Here is a 19,700-nt window from a genome sequence, read left to right as displayed (position 1 = left end):
ACTGGGACGACCTCGGACCAGACGCGACCCCGGCGATCCCTCGCCCAGGGGTAGGACAACGGAGAGCCTGACGTGAGCAAGCGCACCTTCCAGCCGAACAACCGCCGGCGCGCGAAGACCCACGGCTTCCGGCTGCGCATGCGCACCCGCGCCGGCCGCGCCATCATCTCGACCCGTCGCGCCAAGGGGCGCGCTCGCCTGGCGGCCTGAGGCCGCCAGGTCCGCGGCAGGGCGTGGAGAGTCGTGCTGACCGCCGCGCAGCGTCTGCGGCGCAGCACTGATTTCGCCGCGGCGGTCCGTGGTGGCCGACGCGTCGGGCGCGGCGTGGTCGTCGTCCATCTGACCTTGCCCGGCACCCTGCCGGATGTCTCTTCGTCGAAACCGGCGCGGGACACTGGTGCGGAGCAGACATCCGCACCAGCCCGCGCCGGTTTCGTCGTCTCCAAGGCGGTTGGCAACGCTGTCGTCCGCAACGCTGTCCGCCGGAGACTGCGGCACCTGGTCCGGGAACGCCTTCCCGGACTGCCGGCCGGGAGCACCCTCGTCGTCCGCGCCCTGCCCACCGCGGCGCACCGGTCGTACCAACGGCTCGGTGTCGATCTCGACGCCGCGATCGCGGCTGCACGCGCCCCCCGCGGGCGGCGGTCCCGGTGAGTCCGGCACCAGATACGCCACAACCGATCTCCCCCGGTGCCCGGGTGCTGGCCGGGCCCATCATCGCGTACCGTCGGTGGATAAGTCCGGCGTTGCCGGCCCGCTGTCGGTTCTACCCGTCGTGCAGCGCATACGCCCTGGAGGCGGTGACCCGCCACGGCCCGGTTCGGGGAGCCGGCCTGACGGTCCGGCGGCTGATGCGTTGCCACCCCTTCCACCCGGGTGGATTCGATCCGGTGCCGGAGCCGGACTGTCGCCGCCGCGCCGATGTGACTGGAGTCTGAGAATTGCTCGACCCTATCTACTACACGATCTCGTGGATCCTGCTGCGCTGGCACCAGGTATGGGATGTCATCGGGGTGCCGGAAGGCGCGGTGCTCGGCACCAACTGGGCCTGGATCCTCGCCATCATCTTCCTGGTGGTCACCGTCCGGGTGATCCTCTTCCCGGTCTTCGTCAAGCAGATCAAGTCACAGCGGGCGATGCAGGCGCTGCAACCGCAGGTCAAGGCGTTGCAGGAGAAGCACAAGGGTGACCGGGAGACGCTCCAGAAGGAGATGATGGAGCTATACCGGAAGGAAAAGGCCAACCCGCTCATGGGCTGCCTTCCGATGTTCCTCCAGATTCCGGTCTTCCTCGGCCTGTTCCACGTGCTCCGCCGGCTCAACCCGAACAAGGACGAAAGCGGGAAGACGCTCTACGGCTGGACGGTCGACCAGTTCGACAGCGTATCGGTCGCGAAGCTGTTCACCGCGCCGATCGCCGGCAAGTTCGGCTCCTCGCCCGAGGAACTGGCCGCGCTGGGTGCCGACGGCACCACCGTCAAGATCATGGCTGGCATTCTGGTGCTGCTGATGATGGGCACCACCTATCTGACCAGCCGTCAGATGATCCTCAAGACCGGCTGGGCCGAGGACCCGCAGCAGCGGATGATCCAGCGGTTGATGCTCTACGGCATCCCGGCGTCGCTGCTCATCTCCGGCGCGATCTTCCCGATCGGTGTGATCATCTACTGGGTCACCAACAACTTGTTCACGCTGGCCCAGCAGCAGTGGGTGTTGCGCAAGTTCCCGCCGCCGCCGAGCGCGAAGTCCGGTACGACTGGTACGCGTGGTGCGGTGCAGCCGGCAAAGAGCAGCGGTGGCCTCTTCGGCCGCGGCAAGTCCGCTCCCCCGACTGCCACCCAGCCGGCCGCGACCAAGGTCGCTGCTCCGAAGCCGGGCGCCAAGCCCACCAGCCCGAAGAAGGGCCAGCCCGCCGCCGGCCAGAAGGGTCAGCCGGCGAACCAGCCGGCCGGCCCGAAGAAGGGGCAGCCCGACGGCCAGAAGGGTCAGCCGGCCGGCCAGAAGAAGGGTCAGCCCGCGAACCAGAAGGGTCGCCCCGCCAAACGGCAGGGGTGATCCGACCGGTGCCCGGCGGTATCGACCTTGGTACCGCAGCTGTACCGCCGCCGGAGGGCCGGCGCCGGAGGGCAAAACGCCGCCGCAGCCCGCGGCCAGCGGCGAGACTGCCCGGATAGACCTGCCCGTGGTACCGGCGATCCCGCCGGCCCCGGGAGACCAGCGGACCCGACGGTCCGGCCGAGTGAGTACGGAGGAGACCGTGACCGAGACCAGCACCCCCCGCGCAGACGAGTCCCAGGACGCCGAGGGGACGGAGACGACGGCGAGGGGCCAGACCGAGGCGGCCGAGGCCGATTCCGGCGGCACGGAGCAACGGTCCGCCGGCGAGGGCGATCTGTTCCGGCAGAGTGAGATCGCCGCCGACTACGTGGAGGGCCTGCTCGACATCCTCGACTACGACGGGGACATCGACGAACTGGTTTCCGGCGGGCGCCCGGTCGTGGAGGTGGTCGGCGGCCGGCTACAGAACCTGGTTGGTCAGCGCGGCGCCACCCTGGAGGCGCTTCAGGAACTCACTCGACTTGCGGTCTTCCGGCAGACCGGCACCCCCAGCCGGCTGCTGCTCGACGTGGGCGGCTATCGGGCGGGCCGTCGTAAGGAGCTCGCGGCGGTGGCGAAGAACGCCGTCGAGAAGGTTAAGGAGCACGGCGAGTCGGTTCGGCTGGAGCCCATGTCCGCCTTCGAGCGGAAGTGTGTGCACGACGTGGTCAACGCCATCGACGGCGTGGCGAGCGAGTCCGAGGGCGTCGAGCCGAGCCGGCGTATCATCGTCCGGCCGGCGGACTGAGCGGGTGACTCACGACGACACAGCGGCGCGCTTGGCGTCCGGCCCGGGTGGTACGCCGCCCGGGCCGTCGCCTGTTGGTGATAGCCCCGTGCCGGGCGCGGTGAGCGCCACGCCGCCCCCGGAGTTGGCCACCGCGGCCCGTACGCTCTTCGGTGATCGGCTGAGCCTGGCCGTCGCGTACGCGGGCCTGTTGGTGACCGACGGGGTGGTCCGGGGGCTCATCGGCCCGCGGGAGGCGCCGCGGATCTGGGATCGGCATCTCCTCAACTGTGCGGCGGTGGCGGAGCGGATTCCGCTGGGTTCGACGGTGCTTGACGTGGGTAGCGGCGCCGGACTGCCGGGACTTGTGCTCGCCGTCGCTCGGCCGGATCTCTCGGTCACCCTGGTTGAGCCGCTCGCCCGTCGTACCGCCTTCCTCGTCGAGGCGGTGGCGCAGCTCGACCTGGCGGCCTCGGTCCAGGTCGTCCGGGGCCGGGCAGAGGAGATCGCCTCCGGCGGGGGCGGCGTCGAGCCACTCACCGGCGATGTGGTGACCGCTCGGGCGGTGGCACCGCTGGACCGGCTCGCCCGGTGGTGCCTTCCGCTGGCGGTGCCGGGTGGGCGACTGGTCGCCCTGAAGGGCGCCTCGGCTGTGGAGGAGGTCGCCGAGCATGCCGCCATCGTGGACCGGCTTGGCGGCGGCAGGCCCGAGGTACACCACTGCGGTGCGGGCGTGGTCGAGCCACCGACGACGGTGATCGAGATTGCGCGGGAGCGGGTGGTGGCACCGGCGCGGCCGAAGCCTGCGAAACGCTCCCGTGGTGGTCGGCGGCGCTGAGTGGCACGACACCGCGTCGTCGATCTCCTGATCTTCAGCGCGGTGTCCACGCGAATTGGAGTCGGTGGGACCTGTGGTCGCCGGGCGACCGGTGGACCGCTCAGCGGCCTGCCGGAATTCGGCGGTTCCGGCTTGCCGAAGCGGCAACTGCGTCGTTGAACAGGTACGGGTGGCGGGCGGGATGCAAGGCCCGACGTGGACCGACAGCGCCCAATCCCCGTAGGCTGGCCGCGCGTCGATAATGTGGAGCGGTCGGCACCGGGTATTCACCGGATTCCGACCGCTTCCAACGGGCCGCACGCTCCGGGTGTGACCACCCGAGCGACCCGTTGACAGGATGCGGACCGACCATCCGAAGCGGGCAGGGATGACAGGTGCATGACGACGGCAGGTACGACGATCCGCGCGCGACCGGGTCAACGGGCGACCCGGTTTCACGTGAAACCGACGATCCCGGTTGGGCCACCCACAGCCTCTCCGTCAGCCCGCCCTCTCGAGCCTCGCAGGACGATACCGTCCAGCGAGAGGCGCCAAGTCCGGGACGTACCCGCCCGTCGTCGCCGGAAATACCGTTAAGCCGCAGCACCCGGGACAGCTCCCGGGTGGGCGATCCACCGGCGGCCGAGCAGGCCGCGTCGGTACGGGGAAAGGCAGCCGCGTCGACACGCGTCGAGGTGGCTGTGCCGCAGCAGGCAACGCCGGGGCGGCCGGCCGAACCGACCAAGGCTCCGAACCTGCCCTCCCGGCAGGGCGGGGTTGACGACACGTACGTTTCACGTGAAACACCGACGCGCGAAGAGGATGACCCACCGTTGGCGATGGAAGCTATGCGCGCCGTGCAGATCCTGAACCCGAGCGGTGAGGTGTCGATGCCTCGCCCAGACCGGACCCGGGTCATGTGCGTCGCGAACCAGAAGGGCGGCGTTGGAAAGACCACCACGACGGTGAACCTGGCAGTGGCGCTAGCCCTGCACGGTAACCGGGTGCTGGTGGTCGACCTCGATCCGCAGGGCAACGCCTCTACCGGACTCAACGTCCCGCACCACACCGGGGTGCCGGACGTGTACGACTGTCTGATCAACGGCCTGCCCCTGGAGGATGTCGCCCAGGCGGTCGAGGGGATCCCCAGTCTGTGGTGTGTACCCGCCACGATCGACCTGGCCGGTGCCGAGATCGAGCTGGTCTCCGTGGTCGCCCGGGAGTCGCGGCTGGCCCGCGCGATCACCGGCTACCCGGGTCACTTCGACTACGTGCTCATCGACTGTCCGCCGTCGCTTGGCCTGCTCACGGTGAACGCGTTGGTGGCTGCGGAGGAGGTACTCATCCCGATCCAGTGTGAGTACTACGCGCTGGAGGGATTGAATCAACTCATCAACAACATCAACCTCGTACGGCAGCACCTCAATCCCCAATTAGAGGTCTCCACAATCCTGCTCACCATGTACGACCGGCGTACGCGGCTGGCGGATGCCGTGGAGCAGGATGTCCGCAACCACTTCGGGAACAAGGTGCTCCAGGCGGTCATCCCGCGTAACGTGCGGGTCTCCGAGGCACCCAGCTACGGCCAATCTGTGATGACCTACGATCCCGGGTCGCGGGGGGCGACGAGTTACTTCGAGGCTGCCCAGGAGATCGCCGAACGGGGCATCAAGGCCCAGGTAGGCCGCAATGTGTAGCGGGGACAGGCCACGGGGAGGCCAGGCATGAAGAATCGTCCCAAGGGTGGACTCGGTCGAGGGCTGGGCGCCCTCATCCCGACCGAGGCGACGGCACCGAGCGCGCCCACCTCAGTCATCAGTAGCCCGGCGGCGACACCGACTGCTGGCCTACCGACGGTGAGTCCGTTGCCAGCGTCCGAGTCGCTGAGCCCGGTCCCAGGTGCTCGCTTCGCCGAAATCTCAGTCGATGTGATCGTCCCCAACCCCAAACAGCCGCGGCAGGTCTTCGACGAGGAGGCCCTGGAGGAGCTGAAGGTCTCCATCCAGGAGGTCGGCTTCCTCCAGCCGATCGTCGTCCGCCAGCTCGACGACGAGAAGTTCGAACTCGTCATGGGTGAGCGTCGCTGGCGGGCCGCACAGGCGGTCGGTCGGAGCTCCATTCCGGCGATCGTGCGGGACACCCGGGACGATTCGATGCTCCGGGACGCGTTGCTGGAGAACATCCACCGCGCGAACCTGAACCCGCTGGAAGAGGCGGCGGCGTACCAGCAACTGTTGGACGAGTTCGGCGCCACCCACGAGGAACTGGCCCGGCGGATCGGCCGTAGCCGGCCGCAGATCTCCAACACGATCCGGCTACTCAACCTCCCCGCCCAGGTGCAGCGCCGGGTCGCCGCCGGCGTGCTGTCTGCTGGCCATGCCCGAGCGTTGTTGAGCTTGGACGACCCAGAGGCGCAGGAGCGACTCGCTCACCGAATCGTCGCCGAGGGACTGTCCGTACGGGCAACCGAGGAGGTGGTGGCGCTCTCGCTCAGCGACGACACCGGCGAGAAGGAAGCGCCGAAGCGTCGGTCGAAGCCGCATGCGCCAGCACTGACTGATCTTGCCGACCGACTCTCCGACCGTTTCGACACCAGAGTCAAGGTCGACATCGGCCGGAGCAAGGGAAAGATCACGATCGAGTTCGGCAGTGTGGACGACCTGGAGCGGATCGTTGACATCATCGGAGTCGACCGGGAGCAGCCCGAGGACTGATCGAAGGACTGGCTCACCTATCCGGAGTGCCGCCCCCGTTTCACGTGAAACGGGGGCGGTTGTCGTTCGGTCTGGGGAACGGCGCCGACCCGTGGGTCAGGTGGGGGTCGGCGCCGCTCTGGGTGTCGCGATGCCGAATCCGATGTCTCCGCCCGTTCCCATCTGCCTGCTCGCTCCGATCTACCTGGCCTACTCGAGAGCCGACCCGCTCCCCGCTCGCTCGACCCGCTCGACCCGCTCCCCCGCCCGCTCGACCCGACGCTCACTCCGATCTGCTCGGCTCCTCGCATTGGCCCGTAACGGCGACGGCGAACTCGGATCGGTCTGGCGAGCGGGCCGTTCCCGTGCCCCGTGTGGGCCCGCGATCGGGCGCACACGGGGCACTCCAGCGGCTCGGACCGGAGGCGCCGGCTCCGGGTGTAGCAGAGGTCTCATCGCCAACGTTATCCACAGCGGTTTTCCACAGGAGGCGCTGTTTCACGTGAAACAGCGCCTCAACCCTGGTGTTGACCTGTGGAAGATGGTTGTGGATAACTCCCAGCCTCCTGTGGATAACTCTGGGGAAGTAGATGCGTGGCTGGTGGGCCGACCCGACGGATCGCCGGTCGAAGGAGGTGGGGACAGCGATCCCAGAAACAGTTAGGGTCACCCTCGTGCCCGACACCCCTCCCTCCGTGCCGAACTTCACCCAATGGCCCTCCTTCCCCTTTGAGGGCGATCTCCACGTCAAACAACTTGATGATCCGGTCGCCACCGAGCCGCCCCGTCGCGGCGAAGGCGATCGGGAATGCACCGCCTGCGGCGCTCCCGATGAGGCGTACATCTGGGCCGGCGAGCGGTGGCGGGTACGTGCGATGGATCGACCTACCGGGCTTCCGATGGTGTTGATCCTTGAGTCCCGCTCTCACTTGGATCTGGGTGACCTGCCGAACCTGCTCGCGGCCGAACTCGGCGTGTTGACGGTCCGGCTGGAGCGCGCTATCCGGTCCCTCGACGGCGTGTCCCGAGTGCATGTGAACCGCTGGGGCGATGGCTCCGCACACCTGCACCTGTGGTTCCTCGCCCGGCCGTACGGTCAGCTCCAGCTCCGGGGAACCTTCCTGCCCCTGTGGGACTCGATTCTGCCACCGATCCCCGAGTCGACCTGGCGGGGGAATCTCGCCCTCGTCGCCGCGTGGTTGGCGGATTTTGGTGGACGCCAACTCGCCGAACCGCCTCGAATCCAGTGGCAGGCACCGGCCAGTTTTGGTGCCGTAGAGAACGCGGAGACGGCCGTGGAGACGGCCCTGCATGAAGGAAGCTCGGCTCTTCCGGTCAGCCGGCAGAGCGCGACAGATAGCGGCGATGCGGCGGACAGCGGTGATGCGGCGGACAGCGGTGATGCGGCGGGATCTGACGCGGTATCCGGCGGGGAGACCGGGAGCGCGGCGGGCGGCGAGGGAGCCCCTGACCGTACCGAAGATGAAGCCGTGCCGAGCGTGGCAGCCGAGGACCCCGTAGGCCATACCGACTCCGGTGCTCTGGAGCAGGCCGATGGTGCTCCCCCGCCGCCTTCAGTATCGAACGCTGACGCATCCTGACGCTGGCGGCCGACCACGACCGCGCTTCGCTGGCTCAGGCTGCCCGGGCGGCAGCCTGGGAAACCAGGGTCCCGATCATTCGACCGAAGTCGAGACCGGCGGCCTGGGCCGCGAGCGGTAGCAGTGAGGTCTCCGTCATGCCGGGCGCGACGTTCACTCCGAGTACGTGCGGCTGACCGTCGGCATCAACGATCAGGTCGACGCGGCTGAGGTCGCGTAACCCGAGCGCGGTGTGGGCGGCAACGGCGAGTCCGGCGACCGCCTCGGCCACCTCGCTGGTCAGCCGGGCCGGTGTGTGCCACGTGGTGCGGCCGGCGGTGTACCGGGCCGCGTAGTCGTACACGCCGTTTCGGGGCACGATCTCCACCGCCGGCAGGGCCTGCGGTCCTTCGCCGAGGTCGATGACGGATACCGCCACGTCCGTCCCGGACAGGTAGCGTTCGACGAGGGCGGTGGAGTCGTACGCGAAACAACCGACCATCGCGGCTGGCAGGGCGGCGCTGTCCCGGACCACGGCGGCGCCCAGACCCGAGCCACCCTGCGCGGGCTTCACCATCAGCGGGAGGCCCAGCCGGTCGACGATGCGGTCCAGCACCGCCACCGCACCGAGTTCGGAGAAGCGGTCATGGGGTAGGGCCACCCAGTCCGGGGTGGGGATGTGTGCCTCTCGCAGCACGGTTTTGGCGGAGGGTTTGTCCCACGCACGGCGGGACGCGCGGGCGTCGCAGCCGACGTACGGGACATCGCAGAGGTCCAGTACACCACGGAGCGAGCCGTCCTCGCCGGTCGCACCGTGCAGCGCGATGACCACCGCGTCCGGCGGGTCGGCGACGAGCGCAGGCAGCAGGGCGACGTCCGCGTCGCGCAGCTCTGCCTCCACGCCCACCGCGCGCAGCGCGTCGAGCACCCGACGGCCGGATCGTAGCGAGACATCCCGTTCATAGGAGAGCCCGCCGGCGAGCACCAGCACGCGCAGGTCGGTCAGGACAGCGGGATTGGCAGCGGTCGTACCCATGCCAGAATCATGCCAAGTCCGGTCCGGGCGTGTCCGAACCGGCCCGCCCTCGACGAGAGCCGGGACGGCCGACAGCGCCGAAGACCCGGCGCATGGCGATGTCCTGCTCCATTACTCCGGAGAGCCGCCGTACGCCCTCCCGGATCCGCTCGGGCGGCGGGAAGGAGAAGTTCAGGCGCATCGCGTCGTTGCCGGTGCCGTCGGCATAGAAGCCGGTGCCGGGCACGTACGCCACCCGGGCGGCGATGGCGCGGGGCATCATCGCCTTCGAGTCCAGCCCGTCCGGCAGCGTGGCCCAGACGAAGAGGCCGCCTCCGGGCCGGGTCCACGCCGTACCGGCTGGCATCAGGTCCGCCATGGCCGCGAGGAGCGCGTCCCGCCGTTCCCGGTAGACCTCCCGATAGACCTTGAGTTGCTCCCGCCACGGCATCGTGCCGAGGTAGGTGGCCACGGCTGCCTGAGCGAAGCCGCTGGGGCAGAGGATCTGTGCCTCACTGGCGATGACGAGCTTGTCCCGCACCGCGTGCGGGGCGAGGATCCAGCCGACCCGCAGCCCCGGCGCGAAGGTCTTCGAGAACGTGCCCAGGTAGAAGACGCCATCCCGGCGGCGAGCGCGCAGCGGGGCCGGGGCGTCGCCCTCGAAGCCGAGTTGCCCGTACGGGTCGTCCTCCACCACCAGCAGGCCGGCGCGTTCGCAGATGTCGAGGACCCGTTCGCGCCGCTGCTCGGTCAGCGTCACACCGGTCGGATTCTGGTACGTGGGGATGGTGTAGAGGAACTTGATTCGGCGCCCGGCGCGTGCCTGATCGGCGATGGCCGTCTCCAGCGCCTCCGGGATCAGCCCGTCATTGTCCATCGGCACGTGCACGACCTGGGCCTGGGCGGCCTGGAAGACTCCGAGCGCCCCGACGTAGGTCGGGCCTTCGGCGAGCACGACGTCGCCGGGGTCGAGGAAGAGGCGCGCGACCAGGTCCAGCGCCTGCTGGCCGCCGACGGTGACGACGACGTCGTCGGGAGAGGCGCCGCAGGCGGCGTCGATGCCGGAGAGCGACATCACCTCGCAGATCCGCTCACGTAGCTCGGGAGTGCCCTGGCCGATGCCGTACTGCAGGGTGGTGATGCCGTGGTCGGCGCCGAGCCGGCCGAGCATCTCGCCGACCGCGTCCAGGGGGAGAGCAGCGACGTACGGCGCACCCCCGGCAAGCGAGACCACCTCCGGCCGGTTGGCCACCGCGAAGAGTGCCCGGATCTCCGAGGCGGTCATGCCTCGGACCCGTCGGGCGTAACGGTCAGTGTAGTCGTCGAGCGTCGTGCCGGTCATGCCATCACCTCGATGCGTGCTCGGGCTCCTGCCCGAGGCATACCCGGGACATCGGCGACTCGGACGCCGAATGCTGATCCTAATCGCCGAGGACCGGGGTGTCGCCGGCCGGACGGTCCGGTCTGGTCGAGCCCCCCGGTTCCGCTGTTACCTGCCCGGTGGTCGTTTCGCGTATCCCTTCACGTGGTGTCCGGATCCGGCGTACGATCGCTGGTCGGGGACACCGAAGGGCGGTCCACCCCGAGCCTACTGTGGGGATGCGCCGATGTCGCGACGTCTGGTCAGCCTGACCTTGGACACCCTGGAGGATCTGCCCAGTTCGTGCCGGCAGTGCGTCTACTGGGAGCTGGATCCGGTCTCTGCCGACCGGGCCCGCGGGGCTGGCCATCCCGGTCTGGAGAAGGAGGCATGGGTTTCACAGACCCTGCTGGAGTGGGGTGCCTGCGGCAAGCTGGTCTACGTTGACGACATGCCCGCCGGGTTCGTGCTGTATGCCCCGCCGGCGTACGTGCCGCGATCGATGGCCTTTCCGACCTCACCGGTCTCCCCCGACGCGGGGCTGTTGATGACCGCAAAGGTGGTACCTGCCTTCGCCGGGGGCGGGCTCGGCCGGATGCTCGTGCAGGGGGCCGCCCGGGACCTGACGAAGCGCGGGATCAAGGCGATCGAGGCGTTCGGCGACGCGAAGTTCGGCGACTCCGACGACTCGGCGCGGGCCTGTGTGGCCCCGGCGGACTACTTCCTCTCCGTGGGCTTCAAGACGGTCCGCCCGCATCCGCGTTTCCCCCGCCTGCGCCTGGAGTTGCGTACCGCACTGAGCTGGAAGTCCGATGTCGAGTACGCGTTGGAGAAGCTGCTCGGCTCAATGAGTCCGGAGAGCCTGCTTCGTCCCGCTCCGGCGACCCGGTCCAGCGCCGGCTGACCGCCAGCGGGCACCGCTTCGGTCAGTCGACCACGGTCCCGGCCGCCACGGTTCCGGCGGCCACCATCGCCCGCAGCTTGCTCACGTCGATCGACCCGGTGGGCACGTCCTGTTCGATCGGGTAGTACATCCGCTGAATGGCGGCGACAATCGCTTCCACCACTCGGTCCCGGAACCGTGGGTCGATCAGCCGGGATCGGTCCGCTGGCGAGGTCAGGTAGCCCACCTCGACCCGGACAGCCGGCATCCGGGTCAGCCGTAGGAGGTCCCATGCCTTTGCGTGGGACCGACAGTCGCGCAGCCCGGTTCGCGCCACGATCTCCCGTTGTACGAGGCCGGCGAGGCGCTCGCCGGTGGTGGAGGTGACCCCGTTGTCGGTTCCGTAGTGGTAGGTGGCCACGCCCTCGGCGGCGGGGTTGACGTGCCCGTCGAGGTGCAGGGAGATGAACACGTCCGCGCCGAGCGAGTTGGCGAGGGCGGCACGGTCAACGTCGGGCAGGTGGTCCCGCTGTGCCGGACCACGGGTCAGCTGCACTCGTACCCCAGCCGCGGCGAGTCGCCCCTCGAGGCGGCTGGCGAGGTCGTGCACCAGGTCGGCCTCGGTCCAGTGCAGCTGACCCTCGGGCACGGCCACGCCCGGGTCGCTGCCGCCGTGTCCCGGGTCGATGACCACCGTCCGCCCGACCAGGGCGGGCCCGGACTGTCGGATGGCGTCGGATTCACGAAGCCACTGTGGGCGCCCGCCGACCACCTTGCGGCCGAGGCGTCGGAGCGAGTTCACGGTGTGGGGGCCGCAGGTACCGTCCGGGGCGAGCCCCACCTCGCGTTGGAACTGGGCGAGGGCCCGGGCTGTTCGGACACCGTAGATGGCATCCGCCCGGCCCACGTCGTAGCCCATCTCGAGGAGCCGTTCCTGGAGTGACCGGATGTCCTCACCGATGAGTGGCTCCGGTACGGAGTGGTAGAGGGTACGGGCACCCAGCCGCCAGCGGGCCGCGTCCAGTGCCTGCCACGTCTCGGTGCCGACTCGGCCGTCCACGCTCAGCCCTCGGGACTGTTGGAAGGCTCGGACGGCACGTTCGGTGTGGGCGTCGAACTCGTCGCTGTCCGGCGCTGCCGGGACGAGCAGGTCGAGTCCGGCCAGCACCTTTCGGATCTCGGTGACCGCCGGTCCACGGTCGCCGGGTCGGATCGGACGCACGCTCGACCCCCTTTTACACGGACGCGGGCGGCCCGGCGAGGCCGCCGATGGCCCTGTTCCGGTGGCTCCGCCGATGACCGGCGGGGTTGTCCCTGGGATTGAGGTTAGGCGCTTGTCGGGCCTGAGGTGTGGCGGCCGGAAAAAGACCTGCCCCCGCACCCGGCGGAGCGGATGCGGGGGCAGGTCAGGTCTGCGTCGGTGCAGGTCAGAGCGCGGACTGGATGAGCTTGACCAGCTCCCCCTTGGGCTTGGCGCCGGCGATCGACTGCACTGGCTTGCCGTCCTTGAACACGGTGAGAGTCGGTACCGACATGATCCGGTACGTACGGGCGGTCTCCGGGTTGTCGTCGATGTTGAGCTTGACGATGGTGACCTGATCGCCCATCTCACCGGCGATTTCTTCGAGCAGTGGCGACACCTTCCGGCACGGCCCGCACCACTCCGCCCAGAAGTCCACCAGAACCGGCTTGTCAGACTTCAGTACCTCGGTGGTGAAGCTGGCGTCAGTGACCGACTTGGTTGCTCCCACTACGTTCCCTCCTCGGGGGATGTGCTTCGGAATATCAGCCCTGGATGGTGGCGATGAAGCGCTCGGCGTCCAGGGCGGCGGCGCAGCCCGTACCAGCGGCGGTGATCGCCTGCCGGTAGGTGTGGTCGACCAGATCGCCGGCGGCGAACACCCCTGGGATGCTGGTCGTGGTGCTGGGCGCGTCCACCTTCACATACCCCTCGTCGTCCAGGTCCACCTGGCCACGGAAGAGCTCGCTGCGGGGGTCGTGGCCGATCGCCACGAAGACCCCAGTCACGTCGAGCACCCGGGTATCGCCGGTGTGCACGTTGCGGAGTCGGACACCGGAAACCTTGCCGTCGGCGCCGAGGATCTCCTCCACCGCGGAGTTCCATTCGACTTTGATCTTGTCGTTACCCAGCGCGCGCTCCGCCATGATCTTGCTCGCCCGGAACGTGTCCCGGCGGTGGACGATCGTGACCGACTCGGCGAAGCGGGTCAGGAAGTTGGCCTCCTCCATCGCCGAGTCACCACCGCCGACCACGATGATGTGCTGGTTACGGAAGAAGAAGCCGTCGCAGGTGGCGCAGGACGACACACCGTGGCCGAGGTACTCCTGCTCACCCGGCACACCCAGCGGGCGCCAGGCGGAGCCGGTGGCGAGGATGACGGCCTTCGCCCGATAGCTGGTCTCCCCCACCCAGACGGTGCTGACCGCGTCCGAGCCGACCTCGCCGGTGTTCTTGAGCTCAACCCGGGTGACGTCGTCGGTCAGGAATTCGGCACCGAAGCGCTCGGCCTGCTTGCGCATGCTGTCCATCAGCTCGGGACCGAGAATGCCGTCGGCGAACCCCGGGAAGTTTTCCACCTCGGTCGTCGTCATCAACGCGCCACCGGACTGCGCCCCCTCGATGACCAGCGGTGCGAGGTTCGCGCGCGCGGCGTAGACCGCCGCCGTGTATCCGGCCGGCCCGGAGCCGATGATGATCAGGTTGCGGACGTCATCCACTGCCGTCTCCCGATTCGTCTATGTGTTCGCCGACGACACACCGACGGCGAGTTGGTGCCGACACCCCTGAATCAGGCATCAGCAGCTGACGTAGAGAACGCCATCGTACGAACCGGGAATTCCCGAGTCAGTCATCCGGTGGGTCAGCTCACGTCACGGGCACACACCTCGTGACCGTCGTGGGGTACTACCCTACCTGCGTACGGTACCGGGTGTCCGGGCCCGACCCGGGCACCCCGCACTCGGGGCCGCTGACCCAGGCCCACCGGGCACCAGTCGCGTCGGTGAACCGGACGACCACCGCCGGTTGGCCCTCGAAGCGGGCGTAGTCCACCACCTCGACCGCCAACCGGCCAGCGTCGTGCTCGACGCCGATCTCGGTCAGGCAGGCTTCGAGCGCGGCCGGATCCGCCAGCCGATCGAGCCCCATCGGCCCGGTCACCCGGTCACCCTGGATCTCCACGCCGGATGACTCCGTCTCGGGGGTGTCCTGGCCGGAAAACTGCTGTGGCGATGGGACGGGAGCAGCCAAGTCCTCCCGTTGGTAGTCCGTACCGGTCCGTATCGGCGGCGCGGTGGTACCCATCGGCCCGGCGACGGCCTGCTCGGTGGTGCCGGTGCTCGACCCCGGACTGTCCGTCTCCCCGTCGAGCTGGTCCAGGCCGAGTAGCCCGACCGCGGCCACCGCTACCGCGGCGAGCGCGACGGGAGCACCGACCCGCTGCCAGCGCCGACGCCGCCGGCCGGGGCCAGCGGTCTCCACTCGGGGAACGCCACCGGGGCGTCGCGAACCAGCGTGCGGCTGAGCCGGCACGACCGCCCCCGAAGGGCGTGCTGTCCCGCTGGCCGTCGCGCCCTCGGCTGGCGCGCCCTCGGTCGTGGCATCGTGGGTCGCGGCCAGCGCGGTGTGAATCTGATCCGCCACGGCCGCGGGTATCCCCTCCGCCGTCCCGTAGGCGAGCAGGGCGGCGTGGACCTCCGCGACCGCCGGCGCGAGCTGGGCATAGGCATCGGCCCAGGCCGCGTCTTCCTCGACCAGGCGGGCGACGGTCACCTCGTCGGGAGTGCCCGAGAGCGCCCCACCGACGTAGTCGGCGAGTAGCTCGTGGTCGACCTCCCGGAACCCCCCGGTCGTCACAGCTCCTCCTGGATGGCTTCGCGCCGGGGTCGCCCCGACACCGATCGGACGCCACCGCGCGGCTGCTGGTTCCGTCCGGTGACGGACGGCATGCCTTCACCGGGGAACGGCTGCTCCGGTGCCGTCCGGAGATGCCCGAGCGCCGCTGCCAAACGGGCCCGGCCCCGGGCACACCGGCTCTTCACCGTCCCCTCAGCGACATCAAGGATGCGGGCAACCTCGGCTACCGGGTAGCCCTGCACGTCAACCAGGATCAGCGCGGCCCGTTGCTCGACCGGTAGCGCGGCCAGCGCCTCCCGGACCACCAGAGCGGTGTCGTGGTCGGGCGCGGGAGCGGCCGGTTCCGCGCCGCCGGTGGCACCCGCCACGTCGTGTACGCCGTCGGGCAGGGGCACCGTCGGGTGCGCCTGGCGGCGTCGGATCCGGTCCAGGCAGGCGTTGACCACAATCCGGTGCAGCCAGGTGGTTACCGCTGAGTCACCCCGGAACCGTCCGGCGGCCCGATGGGCGGAGAGCAGCGCGTCCTGCAGCGCGTCGGCCGCCTCCTCCCGGTCGCCGAGGGTGCGCAGCGCCACCGCCCAGAGCCGGTCCTGGTGCCGGTGAAGCAGCTCGGCAAAGGCATCCCGATCGCCAGCGACGTGCGCGCGCAGCAGGTCGAGATCAGAGGCGGGCTCGGTCGCTGGCGGGTTGTCGTCGCCCACCGGCCGCTCGGTCGATCCGCTCGTCGCCATCACCACGTCCGGCGGAGACGGTGCCGGGTACGCGGTGAGCGGATCATGAGACCGTGATCTCCTCGACGCCGACCTTGTATCCGCCGTCGCTCGGCGGCAACTCGGTCAGCCAGAAGAGCAGGTACTGGTATTCCGTGTCAGCGTCGAATGCGTCGAAGACCATCGTCGTGTCGGCATTCTCCTTGGGCGGCCCGATCGGGTTCTTCTCGTACTCCTCGAGGAGCGCATCGTCGCCCGCCTTCGAGGAGGGGTGCTCGTTGGTACCCGTGTACAACTGGGCGGACGCGCCTCGTGCCGAGAGCTGGACCTGCAAGGACTGGACTGTGCGGGGCTCACCGAGGTCGAGCCAGATTCCCATGCCGCGCTTGATATTGCCGAAATTCGGGTGCCCTCGGTAGGTCTGGGTCGCCCAGCCCTCCTCCACGCTGCCGTCGAACACCTTCTCCGCGTCGCGGACCTCGACGCGATCTCCGCTGTCCGGGTCAATGATCTTCGCAGCGCTGATCTTTGGCGGTTCGGCCGCGGCGGTGGCTGGTGGATCCTCACCGGCCGTCGCGTTGGCAGAGGGAGCGGCGGCCGTCGCCGGGTTCCGCTCGCTGTCCCCACCTTTGCTGAGTACGCTGATGCCGATCAGAAGGCCAACGAGCGCGACGGCGAGGAGGCTGGCGATCCCGACGGCGAACTTCCGCCCGCCGGCCGCGGCCAGCGGTGACGGCTCGTCTCCGGTCTCGGCGGTGAACCGCAGTGGGCCGTTGCTTTCCAGGAAATGCTCATCAGCCGGGATGTCCAGCCGGGCCAACTCCGCGGCGAGGACATCCGACGGTGGGGGCGTGAGTGAGCCGTCCAGCAGATCCATGGTGAGGTCGTCCAGGTACGCCGGAACCCCGGCGCGCACCTGGCGCGGCGCGGCGAGCGCGCCGTCCGGACCCCGGACCGCGTCCGGGGTCGACGCCCGTCCGTGTCCGGCGGTGGCGCCGTGTAGCGGGACCTCGGCATGTGGCCAGTGACCGGTCAGCGCGAAGTAGAGGACGCCGCCGACTGCCCGGATGTCGCTGGCCTGACTGTCGGCCCCGTCGGTGCGCGCGTCCGCCAACACCACCCGACCGTCATCACTGATCATGATCGTGCCGGGGTGGACGTTGCCGTGCACCATTCCGGTGGCGTGTACGGCGGCCAAGGCGCTGGCGACGGCGTTGCCGACGGCGGTCGCCCGGGCCGGGTCCAACGCCTCGGTGGCCACGAGCTCCCGCAGCGACCGTCCGTCGACCCACTCGCGGACCACGTATGCCCGCTCGCCCTCGTCGATCGCGTCGTAGACACCGACCAGGTTGGGGTGGATGACCCGACTGGCGGCGACGGCGGCCTGGAGCATCTCGGTGGCAGAGCCGCCGCCCGGGTAGCGCAGCACCACTGCGACGGGACGGCGCAACACGACATCGACCCCGCGCCAGAGCAGCCGGCCAGCGCTGTCGTTGTTGATGTGCTCGACGAGCTCGTACCGCTCGGCGAGTATGTCACCGGCGATCGGAGCACCGAAGGTCATGATCGGCGGGGCGTTCTCGTCCGCTTCCTGACCCTCGCCGACCTGGGGCACCCGTCCTCCTTCGGTGATCGTGTCGATCGATGGACCCGTGTTGCTGGGCATTGTGGCTTCCGCTCTGCCTTCCACGAACCGGCCGGCCGTTGTCGGTACCCGCGCCGACGCCCGCCGCACCCGTCGAGAGCGACCTTACCTGGGTTCCCCACCTTCCCCAGCATGTCATCTTCCCGCCGCACCGGTAGCGGCTGCCGGGATCGGGTTGTTTGTCCGGATATGGCAGCTGTCAGTGGTGGTGCTGGTGCATGTACTAGCCAATCTAGAGGTTGACCGCTAGTAGTTGCCGCAGGGGCTTGGGTCAGGTGACGGGGCACCCGGGCCAGATTCCCGGGCCAGCACCGGACATGCCTCCGGTCCGGCTGGTTATCCACAGGATGATTCGACAACTGAGCGGCGGGGTGCAGAGTTATCCACAGCCACATCCCCAGGATGGTGATCCTCGTTCACGCAGAGTGCGCTCTCTCCGGGAGGCAGATTCGATCGTCCGGCCCCGAGAAACGGTCGGACGGGACACTCAGTGACCGAGCCGGCGGCGGACCATGGCGACCACCTCGGTGATCTCCCCGATCCGGAGCACCATCGCGAGCCCGAGGTAGCTGAGACCGATCGCCGCCCCACCGATCAGCAGCTGGCCAGCCGCCGCGAACCACCCGAGTTCCTCCGGCCGGCCCGGCAGCAGGCGGACCACCAGGAGACCGACCAGCGCGGCTCCGAGCGCGGCGACCAGCACCCGGCCCACCGTATGCATGATCCGGCCCAGCCCGATCCGACCAACCCGGGGCCGCAGCAGCAGCGCGGACAGCACCACCGCCGCCAGGTACGAGATCGCGTTGCCGAGCATCATGCCGGCCGCCGCGAAGGTGGCCGGAAGGACGACGAAGAGCCCGACCTGAAGCAGCACCCGCAGCGCCACCACCGGAATGTTGACCAGTGCGGGCGTACGGGTGTCCGGCAGCGCGTAGAACGCGAACGTGAGAAGCTGGCTGACCGCGAAGGGCACCAGGCCGATCGCGGCGACCAGCAGCACGGTGGCGGTGGCCACGGCGTTCTCGCCGGTGAACGCGCCGTACCGGAACACCACCACGGAGATCGGCGCGGCCAGCACGGCGTAGCAGACCGCCACCGGGGCAAGCACGGCCGTGACCATCCGGGTGCCCCGGGACAGGTCGGCCGTGAGGTCGGTGAATCGGCCGTCCGCCGCGGCGGCGCTCATCCGGGGCATCAGCGCGGTGATGATCGAGACGGCGATGACACCGTGCGCCATCATCAGCAACAGGAAGACGTTGTTGTAGATCAGCAGGCCGGCGTCGTCCTCACCGGCCACCCGGGTGAGCAGGTTGACCACCACGAAGAGCCCGAGCTGGTTGACCGCGACGTAGCAGAACATCCAAGCGCCGAGCCGGGCCAGCTCCCGGAGGCCCAACGCGCGGAAGTCGAAGCGCAGCTTCCACCGGAAGCCGACCTTGCGCAGGGCGGGCAGCAGACCCGCGGCCTGCACCGCCACCCCGAGCAGGGTGCCGCCGCCGACCAACAGGACCCGGTCCAGCCCGACCTGGCCCGGCTGGAGCGCGTCCGCGCTGTAGACCCCGATGTAGAGACCGAACGTGCCGATGACCACCAGGTTGTTCAGAATCGGCGCCCACATCGGGGCGGCGAAGTGCCCCCGCGTGTTCAGCACGGCGGCGATCAGCGCGCTGACGCCGGTGAAGAACAACATCGGCAGCATCAGGTACGACAGGTTGGTGACCAGGCCCCGGTAGTCCTCGTCCTTGCCGCCGGCGTAGATGCCGGTCAGCACCGGAGCCAGCACCACCGCGATCAGGGCGGCGGCGGCGAGCGCCACCACCGCCAGGGTGAGCAGCCGCTGGGCGTACGCCTCGCCCCGGTCCGGGTCGGACTTGCGCCGCCGGACCAGCACCGGCACCAGCACGCTGGTGAGCACTCCACCGAGCAGGAACTCGTACACCTGGTTCGGGAGGAAGATCGCCGTGGTGTACGCGTTGCCGATCAGGTTGCCCAGGGCCGCGCCGACCATCAGGTTCCGGATGAAGCCCGTACCCCGACTGACCAGGCTGCCCGCGGCCATCACCAGGCTGTTGGCCGCGGCACTCCCCTCGGCCACCGCCTCATCCGGAGGGGCCACCGCCTCGGCGGCCGGCTGGTTCAGCGGCTCGGCGGAGATGAAGATCCCCTCGTCGCCCGGCGGTCGGCCACCGTCGCCCAGCGCGTTGGCGCTGCGGTAGAGCCGGCCACTCATTGTTGTCGCCTCCAGGTCCGGTCGGTGCCCGGGCACCGAGCCATAGGTCCGCGGGCGAGAGCCTCGA

At 69.5% G+C, this 19,700-nt stretch carries 19 protein-coding genes; 10 read left to right on the top strand and 9 right to left on the bottom strand.

Features of this window, described 5'->3' with window-relative positions; genetic code table 11:
* Positions 1-72: 72 nt before the first annotated feature.
* The 9 genes from rpmH (at position 73) to STROP_RS23145 (ending at position 7,934) form a co-directional block, all read left to right on the top strand.
* Entirely contained in the window at positions 73-210 is a 138-nt protein-coding gene (gene rpmH, locus STROP_RS23185; protein WP_012015785.1) for a 50S ribosomal protein L34, read from the top strand.
* Between the two features lie 33 nt (positions 211-243).
* A complete protein-coding gene (rnpA, locus tag STROP_RS23180; RefSeq protein WP_012015784.1) occupies positions 244-654 on the top strand; it encodes a ribonuclease P protein component in 411 nt (136 codons plus the stop codon).
* Entirely contained in the window at positions 651-938 is a 288-nt protein-coding gene (gene yidD / locus STROP_RS23175) for a membrane protein insertion efficiency factor YidD (protein WP_028680462.1), read from the top strand. The genes rnpA and yidD overlap by 4 nt, the downstream gene beginning before the upstream one ends.
* A gap of 3 nt (positions 939-941) precedes the next feature.
* A complete protein-coding gene (gene yidC, locus STROP_RS23170; protein WP_012015782.1) occupies positions 942-2,054 on the top strand; it encodes a membrane protein insertase YidC in 1,113 nt (370 codons plus the stop codon).
* A 184-nt stretch (positions 2,055-2,238) separates the two neighbouring features.
* On the top strand, positions 2,239-2,844 hold the full coding sequence (locus STROP_RS23165) for a Jag family protein (RefSeq protein ID WP_026274706.1): 606 nt from the start codon (positions 2,239-2,241) through the stop codon (positions 2,842-2,844).
* A gap of 88 nt (positions 2,845-2,932) precedes the next feature.
* Entirely contained in the window at positions 2,933-3,661 is a 729-nt protein-coding gene (gene rsmG / locus STROP_RS23160; protein WP_012015780.1) for a 16S rRNA (guanine(527)-N(7))-methyltransferase RsmG, read from the top strand.
* 374 nt (positions 3,662-4,035) lie between these two features.
* Positions 4,036-5,337 (top strand): ParA family protein, encoded by a 1,302-nt coding sequence (locus tag STROP_RS26075; protein ID WP_012015779.1) that lies wholly within the window; start codon positions 4,036-4,038, stop codon positions 5,335-5,337.
* Positions 5,338-5,364: 27 nt separating this feature from the next.
* On the top strand, positions 5,365-6,354 hold the full coding sequence (locus tag STROP_RS23150) for a ParB/RepB/Spo0J family partition protein (RefSeq protein ID WP_012015778.1): 990 nt from the start codon (positions 5,365-5,367) through the stop codon (positions 6,352-6,354).
* 674 nt (positions 6,355-7,028) lie between these two features.
* Entirely contained in the window at positions 7,029-7,934 is a 906-nt protein-coding gene (locus STROP_RS23145) for a hypothetical protein (protein WP_026274708.1), read from the top strand.
* Between the two features lie 34 nt (positions 7,935-7,968).
* On the opposite strand, the gene STROP_RS23140 is transcribed toward STROP_RS23145, so the two are convergent.
* Together STROP_RS23140 and STROP_RS23135 are read right to left on the bottom strand one after the other, a co-directional pair.
* Positions 7,969-8,949, bottom strand: coding sequence for a D-alanine--D-alanine ligase family protein (locus tag STROP_RS23140; RefSeq protein ID WP_012015776.1), 981 nt, complete (start codon positions 8,947-8,949; stop codon positions 7,969-7,971).
* Between the two features lie 7 nt (positions 8,950-8,956).
* Positions 8,957-10,270: an aminotransferase-like domain-containing protein gene (locus STROP_RS23135; protein ID WP_012015775.1), complete on the bottom strand. Its 1,314-nt coding sequence runs from the start codon at positions 10,268-10,270 to the stop codon at positions 8,957-8,959.
* Positions 10,271-10,535: 265 nt separating this feature from the next.
* Between STROP_RS23135 and STROP_RS23130 the strand changes: the two genes are divergently transcribed.
* Complete coding sequence (locus tag STROP_RS23130) at positions 10,536-11,192, top strand: hypothetical protein (protein WP_012015774.1); 657 nt, start codon at positions 10,536-10,538, stop codon at positions 11,190-11,192.
* 22 nt (positions 11,193-11,214) lie between these two features.
* Here STROP_RS23130 and STROP_RS23125 read toward each other — a convergent pair whose 3' ends face one another.
* The 7 genes from STROP_RS23125 to murJ all read right to left on the bottom strand — a co-directional run bounded on the left by STROP_RS23125 (position 11,215) and on the right by murJ (position 19,633).
* Positions 11,215-12,393 carry an N-acetylmuramoyl-L-alanine amidase gene (locus STROP_RS23125; protein ID WP_012015773.1) on the bottom strand — a complete coding sequence of 393 codons (1,179 nt, stop codon included), beginning with the start codon at positions 12,391-12,393 and terminating at the stop codon, positions 11,215-11,217.
* A gap of 205 nt (positions 12,394-12,598) precedes the next feature.
* A complete protein-coding gene (gene trxA / locus STROP_RS23120; protein WP_012015772.1) occupies positions 12,599-12,922 on the bottom strand; it encodes a thioredoxin in 324 nt (107 codons plus the stop codon).
* Between the two features lie 34 nt (positions 12,923-12,956).
* Positions 12,957-13,910 (bottom strand): thioredoxin-disulfide reductase, encoded by a 954-nt coding sequence (gene trxB / locus STROP_RS23115; RefSeq protein ID WP_012015771.1) that lies wholly within the window; start codon positions 13,908-13,910, stop codon positions 12,957-12,959.
* A 187-nt stretch (positions 13,911-14,097) separates the two neighbouring features.
* Positions 14,098-15,048: a hypothetical protein gene (locus STROP_RS23110; RefSeq protein ID WP_012015770.1), complete on the bottom strand. Its 951-nt coding sequence runs from the start codon at positions 15,046-15,048 to the stop codon at positions 14,098-14,100.
* Positions 15,045-15,779 (bottom strand): RNA polymerase sigma factor SigM, encoded by a 735-nt coding sequence (gene sigM / locus STROP_RS23105; RefSeq protein WP_012015769.1) that lies wholly within the window; start codon positions 15,777-15,779, stop codon positions 15,045-15,047. Before sigM ends, STROP_RS23110 begins: the two co-directional genes overlap by 4 nt.
* A 43-nt stretch (positions 15,780-15,822) precedes the next feature.
* Positions 15,823-17,424, bottom strand: coding sequence for a protein kinase family protein (locus tag STROP_RS23100; protein ID WP_026275599.1), 1,602 nt, complete (start codon positions 17,422-17,424; stop codon positions 15,823-15,825).
* Positions 17,425-17,890: 466 nt separating this feature from the next.
* Positions 17,891-19,633: a murein biosynthesis integral membrane protein MurJ gene (gene murJ, locus STROP_RS23095; protein ID WP_028680461.1), complete on the bottom strand. Its 1,743-nt coding sequence runs from the start codon at positions 19,631-19,633 to the stop codon at positions 17,891-17,893.
* Positions 19,634-19,700 lie beyond the last annotated feature (67 nt).

The sequence above is a fragment of the Salinispora tropica CNB-440 genome (genome assembly GCF_000016425.1).
GTDB lineage: Bacteria > Actinomycetota > Actinomycetes > Mycobacteriales > Micromonosporaceae > Micromonospora > Micromonospora tropica.
The sequence above is the reverse complement of the archived record's forward strand: the minus strand, read 5'-3'. Positions and strand labels throughout refer to the sequence as shown.